Source organism: Pseudomonas sp. NFACC51, assembly GCF_900103575.1.
GTDB classification, from domain to species: domain Bacteria; phylum Pseudomonadota; class Gammaproteobacteria; order Pseudomonadales; family Pseudomonadaceae; genus Aquipseudomonas; species Aquipseudomonas fluorescens_Q.
This window is the reverse complement of the sequence record NZ_FMXH01000014.1, coordinates 142,191-155,173: the sequence shown is the minus strand read 5'-3', so window position 1 is coordinate 155,173 and position 12,983 is coordinate 142,191. Positions and strand designations below refer to the sequence as shown.

Sequence of the window (12,983 nt, the reverse complement as noted above, 5' to 3'; positions counted from 1 at the left end):
GTAATTTCGGTCAACCAGTTTGACTCATTCCTCCCGTGCCCCGCTACAGGTGACCCCATGGCTTTTTCCGAACGTGTCTCGCGCCTCAAAAGTTCTTTGATTCGAGAAATCCTCGCGGCGGCGCAGCGCCCTGAAGTGATGTCGTTCGCCGGCGGCCTGCCGGCCGAAGCCATGCTGCCGAAAGTGGAATGGGCGGCCATGCCCTTGTCCATGGGCCAGTACGGCATGAGCGAAGGCGAACCCGCCCTGCGCGAAGCCCTGGCGGCCCAGGCGCGGGCGCTGGGTGTGGCCTGTGAGGCGAGTCAGGTGCTGGTGGTCAGCGGCTCCCAGCAAACCCTTGACCTGGCGGCCAAGCTGCACATCGACGTTGGGACTGAAGTGATGTTGGAAGCGCCCACTTACCTGGCGGCGTTGCAGATTTTCCAGCTGTTTGGCGCCGATTGCATCACGGTGCCCCTGGAAGCCGACGGTCCGGACCTGAAAGCGTTACGGGCTCGGCTGGAGCGGCATCGGCCGGCGTTCATCTACCTGATTCCGACCTTCCAGAACCCCTCGGCGGTGCGCTACAGCGAGACCAAGCGCGATGCCGTGGCGGCGCTGCTGGATGAGTTTGGCGTGACCCTGATCGAGGACGAACCCTACCGCGAGCTGACGTTCGATGGCGGCAGCGCCACGCCGATCGTCAGTCGCTTGAAGAAGGCCAGTTGGATCTACACCGGCACCGTGTCGAAAACCCTGTTGCCGGGGCTACGGGTAGGCTATTTGATTGCCAGCCCGGATCTGTTCCCGCATCTGCTGCGACTCAAGCAGTCAGCGGACCTGCACACCAATCGCATCGGCCAATGGCAAGCGCTGCAATGGATCGGCACCGAGCAGTACCGTCGCCATCTGAGTGAGCTGAGGGATTTTTACCGAGACCGCCGCGATCGGTTCCAGGCCGCGCTGGAGAAGCATTTCACCGACCTCGCGGACTGGAACGTGCCCGAGGGCGGGCTGTTCTTCTGGCTGACCCTCAAGCAACCGCTGGACACCCGCACCTTGCTCGCCGCCGCACTGGCTGCCGACGTGGCGTTCATGCCGGGGGAGCCCTTTTTCCCCGAGCCGGACCAGCACCCGGGGCACTTGCGTTTGAATTTCAGCCACATCGACCCGGCGCGGCTGGATGAAGGGCTCAAGCGCTTGGCGGGGGTGGTGCGGGAGGCGTTGGCGGCAAAAGCGGCTTGATATCAGGATTCTACGGTGGCTGTCCGGGCCCCATCGCGAGCAAGCTCGCGATGGGGCCAGTCGTCACGGTGGAAAATGGTCAGGCTGCCGAGAACCGCTTGTCCAGATACTCAATGATCACCTTGGACTCATACATCCAGGTGGTCTCGCCATTTTCTTCAATCCGCAGGCACGGCACCTTGATCCGGCCGCCTTGTTCCAGCAGTGTCTGGCGATCCTGCGCGTTGTTTTTCGCATCGCGCAGGGCCACCGGTACGTTGAGGCGGCGCAGGGTGCGGCGGGTTTTCACGCAGAACGGGCAGGCGTGGAACTGATACAGCGTCAGGCTGCGAGCGGCCTGCTCGACCTGCGCCTGGGCCTCGGCCGGGCGCTTTTTCTTGCCCGGGCGGGTGATGAAGTCGATGAAGATGATGAGCTGGCCCAAGCCAACCCGAAGCGCTTTGACGATCACGGTATTAAGCCTCGCGGCAGGGAAGAAGAGGGCGCGCAGCTTACCTGATTTTTCACAGGCGAAAAAAAACCGGCGATCAATGCCGGTTTTCTTCATGCGGCGGATTACTTGATGAGGCTGAGGAATTCGCTGCGAGTGGCGGCGTTTTCCCGGAACTCGCCGAGCATCACCGAGGTGATCATCGAGGAATTCTGCTTTTCCACACCGCGCATCATCATGCACATGTGCTTGGCCTCGATCACCACCGCCACGCCCAAGGCACCGGTCACTTGCTGGACCGCGTCGGCGATCTGGCGGCTGAGGTTTTCCTGGATCTGCAGGCGACGGGCATACATGTCGACGATGCGCGCGACCTTCGACAGCCCCAGCACCTTGCCGCTCGGGATGTAGGCCACGTGAGCCTTGCCGATGAAAGGCAGCAGGTGATGTTCGCACAACGAGTACAGCTCGATGTCCTTGACCAGCACCATCTCGCTGTTGTCGGAGCTGAACAAGGCACCGTTGGTGACTTCTTCAAGGGTCTGTTCATAACCGCGGCAGAGGTACTGCATGGCCTTGGCAGCACGCTTGGGCGTGTCGAGCAGGCCCTCGCGGGAAACGTCCTCGCCCAATTGGCCGAGGATCGCGGAATAATTCTGTTCCAGAGACATGAAACTACCTGTGGGATTTTACGCAAAGGGCAAGGGTACGGTGGCGGACACGGCGCTGCAAGCTCGGCAATCGAGGGCTATTCGTCGCGACCTTCCATCATGGTGCGCTTGAGCATCACGTACACCGCTCCGGCGCCGCCGTGTTTTGCCTGGCAGGAGGTGAAGCCCAGCACTTGCGGGTGCTGGCGCAGCCAGGTGTTGACGTGGCTCTTGATCATCGGCCGCTTACCGTCCAGGCGCACGGCTTTGCCATGGGTGACGCGCACGCAGCGGATTTCGAATTTCGTGGCTTCGGCCAGGAACGCCCAAAGAGTTTCCCGGGCCTTTTCCACGGTCATGCCGTGCAGGTCGAGGCTGCCTTCGAAGGGGATCTGGCCGACCTTCAGCTTGCGCATCTGGCTTTCCTGGACACCGTCGCGTGCCCACATCAACTCGTCTTCCGGCCCGACGTCGATCACGAACTGATCGGACAAGCCATCCACGGTCGTGGCGTCGGTGCGCACGGTAGCGGCCTGGCGCAGCTTGGCGATTTGTGCGCGGTCGGCCTTGGGCTTGCCGGTCTCGGCGCGGTCGTGCTTGATCGGTTTTACGCCCTGGATCGCACTTTTGAACAGGGAAAAGTCGTCGTTTTGCATGTCAGCCTCCGCGAAGCCGACCAGTTTACCCAACTCTGGCGGGATCAGGCGCGACAAAACGTCGGATGGCGGGTCAGTCGTGCTTTTTCATCAGGTGCGGAGCCATGGCCAGCTCCAGGGATTGGCGGGCGCGACGGCGGCAGCGGCGCCAGAGCCAGACGCCCAGCAACAACACGAAAAGACCGATCGCCAGGATGATCGCCGAACCCAGTGGGGTGGCATTCAATTCGCCCAGAGCGGGCGGGCGGCCCAGCAGGCTGGCCGCACCGGCCATGGCCAGCAACACACCGAGTGTTGCCAGTAGCGCGGCGATTGCCGCGCCAAAACGAAACCGCCAGTTGCTCGGGCCCTTGGGCCGCAAGCGACGTGCGTCAAAACCATCGGATAACTTCATTCCGACCTTCCTCAATGGGTATCGGCCCTTCGACCGGAAGATGTTCGGGTTGTTCCTGAAGGTAGGGCAATTGCGGCAAATGCGAGGCTTTTGCGGATGAGCGGCGAAAGTGGCCGCTCATCAAGGCGAATCAGATGAAGTCACGGGTCAACGCCAGGGTGGCGAAGTTGTCCGCCATGATCGCCATTTCGGTCTGCTGAACGTGTTCGGCGCTGAGGACGCCGCCCTTGTACGGCAGGTCGCGAGTGGCGCAGGCGTCTTCCACCAGGGTACAGCGAAAGCCCAGGTTCTTGGCGGCGCGCACGGTGGTGCTGACGCTGGAATGGCTCATGAACCCGCACACGATCAGGTCCAGGGGGCCGAAGTCTTCCAGGCGCTTTTTCAACTCGGTGCCGTGGAAGGCGCTGGGCAGTAGCTTTTCGATCACGGTTTCGTCGGCCTGGGGTTCGAGGCCGGGAATGAACTCCCCGCGCTCGCCTTGTGGATCGAACAGCCCGCCATGGGTGCCCAGGTGGCGCACATGCACGATTGGCCGACCGGCTGCACGGGCCGCGCCGAGCAATTGCTTGATGTTCGCGACGGCTGCATCCATGCCGCTCAGGGCCAGGGGGCCGGCGAGGTATTCTTTCTGGGCATCGATGATGATCAGGGTCGCTTGACTCAGATTGGCCGCTGCATAACCACGGCCGCTGAGTTGAAACATCGTTTTTGGAACGGACATTCTGGGGCTCCTTCGAGTGGGGCTTTTGCGACATTGTCCTCTGGCTGAGCGGTTCTGTGAATCGCTTCCATCGCAAGGGCCGCCGTTGCTGGCCTACAGCCTTGTCAAGATGCTCATCTTGTTCAATAGGCTGATCAAAAAACGGATAATTCCTACGATTGGTCCGGGGTTTTTCGTTCGTCATCGGGGCGTGTTTGGGTGGGGTCGCGTTTGACTGGTAGACTCGCCCGTCGATTTTTCTGGAGTTTGCCGCCGTGATCACTTCTCGTCTCCGTACCCTGCGCGACCATATCCGTTGGGCCGTCAGCCGTTTCCATGGGGAGGATCTGTTTTTCGGCCATGGCACCGACAATGCGTGGGATGAAGCCCGGCAACTGGTGTTGGGCGCATTGCACCTGCCATGGGAAATTGCCGACAGCTACCTGGACTGCCGTCTTGAAGACGAAGAATTGGTTCATGTGCAGCGCCTGCTGCGCCGGCGTATCACAGAGCGTGTGCCAACCGCCTATTTGTTGGGTGAGGCCTGGTTCTGCGGGATGTCGTTCATCGTCGACGAGCGCGTGCTCATTCCGCGCTCGCCCATCGGCGAACTGATCGAAAAGCATTTCGAGCCGTGGCTGGGCCAGGAACCGGCACGAATTCTTGATCTGTGCACCGGTTCCGGCTGCATCGGCATTGCCTGTGCCTATGAGTTTCCGGAGGCCGAGGTGGTGCTGGCCGACCTGTCGTTCGAAGCGCTGGAAGTGGCCAACCAGAACATCGAGCGCCATGGCGTCGACGAGCGCGTGTTCACGGTCCAGGGCGATGGCTTCGACGGTCTGCCGGGGCAACGTTTCGACTTGATCGTGTCGAACCCGCCTTACGTCGATGCGGAAGATTTCGCCGACATGCCGCAGGAGTACCAGCACGAACCGGAGCTGGGCCTGGCCTGTGGCGATGATGGCTTGAACCTGGTTCGCCGGATGCTGGCCGAGGCGGCCGATCATCTGACCGAGAAGGGATTATTGATTGTCGAGGTGGGCAACAGCCAGGTGCACGTCGAGGCGTTGTACCCGGAAGTCGATTTCGCCTGGCTCGACTTCGAACGCGGTGGTCATGGCGTGTTCATGCTCAGCGCCGAGCAGTGCCGCCAGCACCAGGGGTTGTTTGCTTCGCGGGTTTGACCCGATCGATGGTGAGCGGCTTTTGTGGCGAGGGAGCTTGCTCCCGCTGGGCTGCGCAGCAGCCCCGAAACCCACGCATGGTGATTTTTCAGGCCCGTCGCATCCGGCGGATTTACGGCTGCTGCGCAGCCGAGCGGGAGCAAGCTCCCTCGCCACAGGGGTGTGTGGGCAAGCCGCTGGCAATCAGTGCCGCGTCGCAATCCAGATCAGCAACCCCGCCTGGAACATGGCAAAGGCCACCAGACAGGTGATGGTGAAGCGCAGGCCGGCGTCTTCGCGCTTGAACTTGGTGACCTTTTCTTCCTGCTGCTTGAGTTTGACTTCCTGTTCCGCCAGGTTCTGCTCGGCCTGTTGCAGCATCTGCGCCGCTTCAAGGATTTCCACGAACTGCAGCTTCTCGGTGTTCCAGTCCCCGAGCAGATCACCAACGTGGGTTGGCTTGACGCTGCCCTTGAGGTGCTGGGCGTCGGCGTAGACCACCTCGAAACCCTGGGCTTTGAGAAAGCGGTCGCGGCGCAGGCGAGTGTCTTCGTTCAGGGCGTCCTTGTTATCCAGGTCGGTGCCGTGCACCTGGTAGGCCGACCAGCGTTTCTTGGCCCAGGTAATGCCCTGGGCCGCCAGGAAACGGCCGATGCCACGGTTGGACGGCTCGACTTGCAGGTTGTCCGGGGAAAAAAACAGGCGTTTCTCGACGTGGTCCGCCCAGACGTCCAAGTGATTCTGTTCCTTGCGCACACGCTGGTTCGGCAACTGGATGCTCATGCGCAGCAGGCTGCGTTCCTTGCTGTGGCGCTCGGCATAGCTGAACTCGACAAACCGCAATGGCCGCGCACCGGTGGCGCGGTCGGTCTTGAGCGGCGCCAGGCGGAGCATCTTGTGATGCTCGGTATGCACGTCGGCCCACGGCAGTTCCACCGCAGACGAGGCGGGGGCTTCGGCAGCGGTGTCGGGGGAAGCTTGAGTTTCAGTCATAACGGCAAAAATCCTGTCCAGGCCGGCGGGTCGGTAGCCATTGCGCTATCCGACACCGGGTTATCGGCTGTTTTTGCCAGTACTGAAGCTAAATCGACTAAAACCGCCTAACGGGCGGCTAACGAGTCAATAAAACGCAAAATCCGCGTACCCAGCTCGGCCGCCAGGGGTAGGTTGGGATCCTTGTAGGAGGCCAGTTGCCGTTTCACGTCGTTGGGCACGATGCGCATCACGTGGTTCATGCCCTCGATCAGCGCCAATTCAGCGTCGGGCTTGGCGGCTTTCAACTGCCTGGCGTCATCGACGCTGACCTGGATATCGTTGCTGCCCTGGATGATCAAGGCTGGCATCTTCAATGCCGCAAAGGCCCGGGCCGGGTCCTGGCGGAACAACGAGATCAGGTAGGGCTGTACGCTGGGGCGGAAAATGACCAGCAGTTGTGCCGGCACGTTATCGTCGGGCCGACCGGCCTTGAGGCTGTCGAGCAGCTCGTTGCTGCGCAACATCAGCGGCGGTGGCAAGCGGTTGCTCAATTGTTGACGCAGCACCTGGTCGATCGGCCTGGCGCTGCCAGACAGTGAAATCACCGCCGCCGCGTTGGCCTGGGGCGCGGCGAGACTGGCGATCAACGCGCCTTCGCTGTGGCCCAGCAGGATCAATGGGCCCAGGCGCGGATCGGCGGCGAGCTTGTGGCTCCAGGCCACGGCATCGGCCACATAGGCCTCGACGCTCAGGTTGCGCTCGTCCGGGGTCGCCGCGAGGCTGGCGGCCACCCCACGCTTGTCATAGCGCACGCTGGCGATGTTGTGCCTGGCCAGCACCCAGGCCAGGCGCTTGAGGCTGTCGTTGCGTCCGCCGTCGGGGTTGTTTCCGTCGCGATCCGTAGGACCTGACCCGGAGATGATCAGAACAACCGGCACCGGCGTGTCGGACTTGGGCAGCAACAAGGTACCGAAAAGCTCACCGCTGCCTGTATCGAGGCTGATGGGGCGTTGCAGCACCGTGGCCTGGGCCACGCCGGAAAGCAGGCCGGTGAACAAGGTAAGGCTTAGAGCAAGCAGCTTTAACATCATCACGCCATTAGTTGCGAAGGTGCCGGTTGGACTGGTGGCCGCCGATAAGGTTCGAGGATGAACTACGCGGGGAGCCTGCGTATACTGGCGCCCATTACGAATCCAAGGTTGAGTCTCTCAGCGATTTCACGGAGCACCCTGCATGTCCGGCAATACCTACGGCAAGCTGTTCACTGTCACCACCGCGGGCGAAAGCCATGGCCCGGCGTTGGTCGCCATTGTCGACGGCTGCCCGCCGGGCCTGGAGATTTCCCTGGACGACCTGCAGCGTGACCTGGACCGCCGCAAGCCCGGCACCAGCCGCCACACCACCCAGCGCCAGGAAGCCGATGAAGTCGAAATCCTCTCTGGCGTGTTCGAAGGGCGCACCACCGGCTGCGCCATCGGCCTGTTGATCCGCAACACCGACCAGAAGTCCAAGGACTACTCGGCCATCAAGGATCTGTTCCGCCCGGCCCACGCCGACTACACCTACCATCACAAATACGGTGAGCGCGATTACCGTGGCGGCGGTCGCAGTTCGGCGCGGGAAACCGCCATGCGCGTGGCGGCCGGGGCGATTGCCAAGAAGTACCTGGCCAGCCAGGGCATCGTCATCCGTGGCTACATGAGCCAGTTGGGCCCCATCGAAATCCCGTTCAAGACCTGGGACTCGGTGGAGCAGAACGCCTTCTTCTGCCCCGACCCGGACAAGGTGCCGGAACTCGAGGCCTACATGGACCAACTACGCCGGGACCAGGATTCGGTCGGCGCGAAGATCACCGTGGTCGCCGAAGGGGTGATGCCGGGCCTTGGCGAGCCGATCTTCGACCGCCTCGACGCCGAGCTGGCCCACGCGCTGATGAGCATCAACGCGGTGAAGGGCGTGGAGATCGGCGCCGGTTTCGCCTGTGTCGCCCAGCGCGGCACCGAGCACCGTGACGAACTGACTCCGCAAGGTTTCCTGAGCAACAATGCCGGCGGTATCCTCGGCGGCATTTCCTCGGGCCAGCCAATCGTGGCGCACCTGGCCTTGAAACCGACGTCCAGCATCACCACGCCGGGCCGCTCCATCGACATCCATGGCAACCCGGTGGACGTCATCACCAAGGGCCGTCATGACCCGTGCGTCGGCATCCGTGCCACGCCCATCGCCGAGGCGATGATGGCGATCGTGTTGATGGATCACCTGCTGCGTCATCGCGGCCAGAACGCCGACGTCCGCGTCAGCACCCCGGTGCTGGGGCAGCTTTGATGGTTGGCCTGCCGACCGCCGTGGCCTGACGACCATGGCGGCACTGCCGTACTGGCGGCTCTCCAGTTTCTATCTGTTCTATTTCGCGCTGCTCGGTTCGACGGCGCCGTTCCTGGCGCTGTATTTCGATCACCTGGGGTTCAATGCGGCGCGCATCGGCGAGCTGGTGGCGATTCCCATGCTGATGCGCTGTGTGGCGCCGAACATCTGGGGCTGGCTGGGGGATTACACCGGCCGGCGCCTGGCGATTGTGCGTTTTGGCGCGATCTGCACGCTGCTGGCTTTCTCGCTGATCTTCATCTATAAAAGCTACGCCTGGCTGGCGATGGTCATGGCGCTGCATGCGTTCTTCTGGCACGCGGTGTTGCCGCAGTTCGAAGTCATTACCCTGGCCCATCTGGGCGGGCAGGCCTCGCGCTACAGCCAGATCCGCCTGTGGGGTTCCATCGGTTTCATCATCACCGTGGTGGTGCTCGGCCGCTTGTTCGAATGGCTGAGCCTGGACGTCTATCCGGTGGCGCTGGTACTGATCATGGCCGGCATCGTGCTCGCCAGCTTCTGGGTGCCCAATGCCCAGCCATTGCAGGGGCCGCGCATCGCGGGGGAGGGGTTCCTACGGCAACTGCGCAACCCTGGCGTGTTGGCGTTCTATACCTGTGTGGGCCTGATGCAGGTGAGTCACGGGCCGTATTACACCTTCCTGACCTTGCACCTCGAACACCTGGGCTACAGTCGCGGGTTGATCGGCCTGCTCTGGGCCCTCGGCGTGGTGGCGGAAGTTCTGGTCTTCCTGCTGATGAGCCGGATCCTGACGCGGTTTTCCGTGCGCCGGGTGCTGCTGGCGAGCTTCCTGCTGGCGGCGTTGCGCTGGTTGTTGTTGGGCTCGCTGGCCGAGTTTCTCTGGGTATTGTTGTTCGCCCAGGTGCTGCACGCGGCGACCTTCGGCAGCTTTCACGCCGCTGCCATCCATTTCGTGCAACGCAGTTTCGGGCCTCGCCAGCAAGGCCAGGGGCAGGCGCTGTATGCGGCGTTGGCCGGCACGGGCGGGGCCCTGGGCGCGTTGTATTCCGGCTATAGCTGGAACGCCTTGGGGGCCAGTTGGACGTTCAGTCTCGCCAGCCTCGCGGCTTTCGCGGCAGCCGTTATCATTGCCACACGTATGCAAGAGGACCGGCCATGAGCCTTCGAACCGTTAATTTGCTGGAGCCTTTGTCATGAGCAGCCTGTCCGTCTATCACGTTTCGAGCCCTGACATCCCGAACAAAGTGTTGACCCACGTCGAGGACATTGCCGCGACCCTGGCTGAACAAGGTATTCACTTTGCCCGTTGGGAAGCGGCGGTGAAAATCCAGCCGGGTGCCAGTGAGGAGGACATCATTGCGGCTTACCAGGCGCAGATCGATGGGTTGATGACTGAGCGGGGTTATGTTGAGGTCGATGTTGTCAGTGTCAGCAGTGATCAGCCGGAACAGGCTGGGGAGATCGATGAGTATCGCCATAGCCAGGATGAAGTGCGATTTTTCGTTGCTGGTCGTGGCTTGTTTAACCTGCACGTTGGGGATTATGTCTATGCGGTGCTGTGTGAAAGGAGCGACTTGATAACGGTGCCGGCTGGTATGCCGCATTGGTTTGACATGGGGGAGCGGCCGCATTTCGTTACGATTCGCTTGTCTGGTGATTTGCAGGGGTTGGTTGCTGAGGTTACAGGGGATGATATTGCTCGCCGGTTTCCTCGCCTGGAAGATTGACCTGCGCGGGTGGTGCCGTGAGGTTTTTTGGGTGTGTATATCCGTTGCTGCGCAACCGTCAGCAGCCATTACCGAAGAAACGGATATACAGACCAGAACCAAAAGCGGACTCGCCCAAAAGAAGCCCCAAAAAAAACGGCGCTTCCCATTTCTGAAAGAAGCGCCGTTTTTTTCAAGCAAGCAGCATCGCGTTTTGCCAGCAGGCTCAAGCGCTATGGTAAGTCGGCAAAGCAAACCGATGCTGGCTCTGCAACAAGGTGATCTGTGGCAACTCGCTAGCCTGTTCAGCCAGGTCACGACGAATCGCGCTGATCGCCCAGGACAACTGATCCCCAGCGTGCAGTTGAGCATAGGAAATCGTGCGTTTGAACAGCTTGCCGTCGCTATTACGCAAGGTCAGCAGAATGCCGCCATCGGGGCGGGGCTGGGTGGTCACTTCGTAGTTGGAAAACAGGGACGCAAACTTTTCTTGAATCATGTTCATAGTTGACTGCTCCATGGTATGGCAAACCGTGGAGGGGAAGTTGCACTGTCTGTGCCAGCATTTGGCTTTATATAAAGTCCTTTAAAAACAAGTAGTTATGTTTTTGCTGTATTTTTGATTTCGTGCATCTTGCATGAATAGCCATCGTGCATCCTGCATTTTGCGTGGTCGGGCAATGATTTTTGGAACCAAATCGTTTTGCGGCGCTCACGCTTCGCCTGTCTCGGGCAGCGGATACAAAACATTGCAAAAACCGCATGTACAGCGCCGCAATCGCCGGCGTACTTTCGAGCCAAATCATCTGCTGCCCGATAACAAGAACCGAGACCACGAGGTCGAACGGGGAAGATCACCATGAGTCGTACACCCAGCGACGCGATTACCTGGGGCATGATGCTGCGCAAGCTGCCTGCCATTGCCAAAGCCGTCCCCCGGATCGTCAAAGGCATGAAGCAGGCCAACGTCCAGGACCCGACCCAGCCTTGCGGCCTGGGCTGGTGCTTCGAACAGGCCACGCAACGCAATCCCCAGGGCCCGGCACTGCTGTATGGCGAGACGGTGTTGAGTTATGCACAGGTCAACGCGCAGGCCAATCGCATCGCCCATTACCTGCTGGCCCAAGGCATCGGCAAGGGCGATTGCGTGGCGATATTCATCGAGAACCGGCCGCAGCTGCTGATCAGCGTGCTGGCGATGGCCAAGGTTGGCGCGGTCAGTGCCATGCTCAACACCTCGCAAACCGGCGATGCGCTGGTGCACAGCCTGGCCTTGGTCAACCCGGTCGCGGTGGTGGTCGGGGATGAACGGGGCGCGGCCTTCAACGACATACGAGCGCGAACCACTCTGTCGAGCAGCAGGACCTGGTGGCTGGCGGATCAGGACTGCGCCGATACCCCGTCCCATGCACCGTCCGGTTTCATCGACCTGATGGCGGGCAGCGAGGATTACCCAAGCGATAACCCGGCATGCAGCCAACAGGTTTTCTGCAACGACCCGTGTTTTTATCTCTACACCTCGGGTACCACCGGCCTGCCCAAGGCTGGGGTGTTTCGCCATGGTCGCTGGATGCGCACGTCCACCAGCTTCGGCCTGATCGCCTTGGACATGCAGCCCGACGACGTCGTGTATTGCACGTTGCCGCTGTACCACGCCACCGGCCTGTGCGTGTGCTGGGGCGCGGCGATCTGTGGGGCATCGGGGTTCGCGATTCGGCGCAAGTTCAGCGCCAGTCAGTTCTGGAGCGACGTGCGCCGCTACCGGGCGACCACGCTGGGGTATGTCGGTGAGTTGTGCCGCTACCTGATCGACCAGCCTGCCGCTGCCGATGACCGTCACCACGGTGTGAAGAAAATGATCGGCAACGGTCTGCGGCCCGGGGCCTGGTCGACCTTCAAGACCCGGTTTGGCATCGACCATATCTGTGAGCTGTATGCCGCCAGCGACGGCAATATCGGTTTCACCAACATCCTGAATTTCGACAACACCATCGGGTTTTCCCTGATGGGCTGGGAGCTGGTGCAGTACGACCATGCCAGCGGCCTGCCGCTGCGCAACCTGCAAGGTCGCATGCAAAAAGTGCCCAGGGGCCAACCGGGCCTGTTGCTGGCGCGCATCGACGAGAAGGCGCCGCTGGATGGCTACACCGATCAGGCCTTGACCGAAAAAACCATCTGCCGGGATGTCTTTGTCCCGGGCGACCGTTACTTCAATACCGGAGACCTGTTGCGCAACATTGGTTTCGGGCATGGGCAGTTCGTTGATCGCCTCGGCGACACCTATCGCTGGAAAGGCGAAAACGTCTCCACCACGGAAGTCGAAAATGTGCTGCTACAGCATCCGCAGGTGGCCGAGGCGGTGGCTTATGGCGTGGAGATCAACGGCACCAATGGCCGTGCCGGCATGGCGGCAATCACCCCGTCCGAGTCCCTGGCGACCCTGGACTTCAGCGAGTTGTTGCAGTTTTTGCAAGGCAAGTTGCCTGCCTATGCCGTGCCGCTGTTCCTGCGCATCAAGGTGAAAATGGACACCACCGGCACCTTCAAGTACCAGAAGACTCGACTCAAGGCCGAAGCATTCGATCCATGCGTTACCGGGGATGAGCCGGTCTACGCCTGGCTGCCGGGCACCGATACTTACGTGCGGGTGGATCGGCAGCTGGCAGTTCGGATTCAGGGTGGACAATTGCGTTATTGATTCTGGCTATGACAGGCACAGTGAAAAAAGGGATGACAGCG

The 12,983-nt window shown here is 61.2% G+C and carries 14 protein-coding genes; 6 read left to right on the top strand and 8 right to left on the bottom strand.

Annotated elements, in window-relative coordinates:
• Window positions 1–57: 57 nt before the first annotated feature.
• On the top strand, window positions 58–1,224 hold the full coding sequence (locus BLT00_RS24335) for an aminotransferase-like domain-containing protein (protein ID WP_092147767.1): 1,167 nt from the start codon (window positions 58–60) through the stop codon (window positions 1,222–1,224).
• A gap of 79 nt (window positions 1,225–1,303) precedes the next feature.
• Here BLT00_RS24335 and BLT00_RS24330 read toward each other — a convergent pair whose 3' ends face one another.
• The 5 genes from BLT00_RS24330 to BLT00_RS24310 all read right to left on the bottom strand — a co-directional run bounded on the left by BLT00_RS24330 (window position 1,304) and on the right by BLT00_RS24310 (window position 4,075).
• Window positions 1,304–1,675, bottom strand: a complete 372-nt coding sequence (locus BLT00_RS24330) for a glutathione S-transferase N-terminal domain-containing protein (protein WP_092147896.1) — start codon at window positions 1,673–1,675, stop codon at window positions 1,304–1,306.
• Window positions 1,676–1,779: 104 nt separating this feature from the next.
• On the bottom strand, window positions 1,780–2,325 hold the full coding sequence (gene folE / locus BLT00_RS24325; RefSeq protein WP_072348971.1) for a GTP cyclohydrolase I FolE: 546 nt from the start codon (window positions 2,323–2,325) through the stop codon (window positions 1,780–1,782).
• Between the two features lie 77 nt (window positions 2,326–2,402).
• On the bottom strand, window positions 2,403–2,960 hold the full coding sequence (locus BLT00_RS24320) for a Smr/MutS family protein (RefSeq protein WP_092147899.1): 558 nt from the start codon (window positions 2,958–2,960) through the stop codon (window positions 2,403–2,405).
• Between the two features lie 73 nt (window positions 2,961–3,033).
• A complete protein-coding gene (locus BLT00_RS24315; RefSeq protein WP_063324821.1) occupies window positions 3,034–3,354 on the bottom strand; it encodes a hypothetical protein in 321 nt (106 codons plus the stop codon).
• Between the two features lie 130 nt (window positions 3,355–3,484).
• Window positions 3,485–4,075, bottom strand: coding sequence for a cysteine hydrolase family protein (locus BLT00_RS24310; protein WP_003204493.1), 591 nt, complete (start codon window positions 4,073–4,075; stop codon window positions 3,485–3,487).
• A 254-nt stretch (window positions 4,076–4,329) separates the two neighbouring features.
• Here BLT00_RS24310 and prmB point away from each other — a divergent pair, with 254 nt between their 5' ends.
• Window positions 4,330–5,238 (top strand): 50S ribosomal protein L3 N(5)-glutamine methyltransferase, encoded by a 909-nt coding sequence (gene prmB / locus BLT00_RS24305; RefSeq protein WP_003204491.1) that lies wholly within the window; start codon window positions 4,330–4,332, stop codon window positions 5,236–5,238.
• Window positions 5,239–5,421: 183 nt separating this feature from the next.
• On the opposite strand, the gene BLT00_RS24300 is transcribed toward prmB, so the two are convergent.
• The gene (locus tag BLT00_RS24300) at window positions 5,422–6,210 is read right to left on the bottom strand and encodes a hypothetical protein (protein WP_063324822.1); all 789 of its coding nucleotides are present in this window, start codon (window positions 6,208–6,210) and stop codon (window positions 5,422–5,424) included.
• A gap of 107 nt (window positions 6,211–6,317) precedes the next feature.
• Entirely contained in the window at window positions 6,318–7,283 is a 966-nt protein-coding gene (locus BLT00_RS24295; protein WP_092147770.1) for an alpha/beta hydrolase, read from the bottom strand.
• Between the two features lie 142 nt (window positions 7,284–7,425).
• Between BLT00_RS24295 and aroC the strand changes: the two genes are divergently transcribed.
• The 3 genes from aroC to BLT00_RS24280 are packed head-to-tail and all read left to right on the top strand — an operon-like array spanning window position 7,426 to window position 10,265.
• Entirely contained in the window at window positions 7,426–8,517 is a 1,092-nt protein-coding gene (gene aroC, locus BLT00_RS24290) for a chorismate synthase (RefSeq protein ID WP_003204486.1), read from the top strand.
• A 34-nt stretch (window positions 8,518–8,551) separates the two neighbouring features.
• Window positions 8,552–9,697 (top strand): MFS transporter, encoded by a 1,146-nt coding sequence (locus BLT00_RS24285; RefSeq protein WP_092147773.1) that lies wholly within the window; start codon window positions 8,552–8,554, stop codon window positions 9,695–9,697.
• A gap of 34 nt (window positions 9,698–9,731) precedes the next feature.
• On the top strand, window positions 9,732–10,265 hold the full coding sequence (locus BLT00_RS24280) for an acireductone dioxygenase (protein ID WP_092147776.1): 534 nt from the start codon (window positions 9,732–9,734) through the stop codon (window positions 10,263–10,265).
• A 205-nt stretch (window positions 10,266–10,470) separates the two neighbouring features.
• Here the strand turns inward: BLT00_RS24280 and BLT00_RS24275 are convergent, their stop codons facing one another.
• On the bottom strand, window positions 10,471–10,749 hold the full coding sequence (locus tag BLT00_RS24275) for a DUF3509 domain-containing protein (RefSeq protein WP_003204481.1): 279 nt from the start codon (window positions 10,747–10,749) through the stop codon (window positions 10,471–10,473).
• Window positions 10,750–11,103: 354 nt separating this feature from the next.
• Here BLT00_RS24275 and BLT00_RS24270 point away from each other — a divergent pair, with 354 nt between their 5' ends.
• Entirely contained in the window at window positions 11,104–12,942 is a 1,839-nt protein-coding gene (locus BLT00_RS24270; RefSeq protein WP_092147779.1) for a long-chain-acyl-CoA synthetase, read from the top strand.
• Window positions 12,943–12,983: the final 41 nt, after the last annotated feature.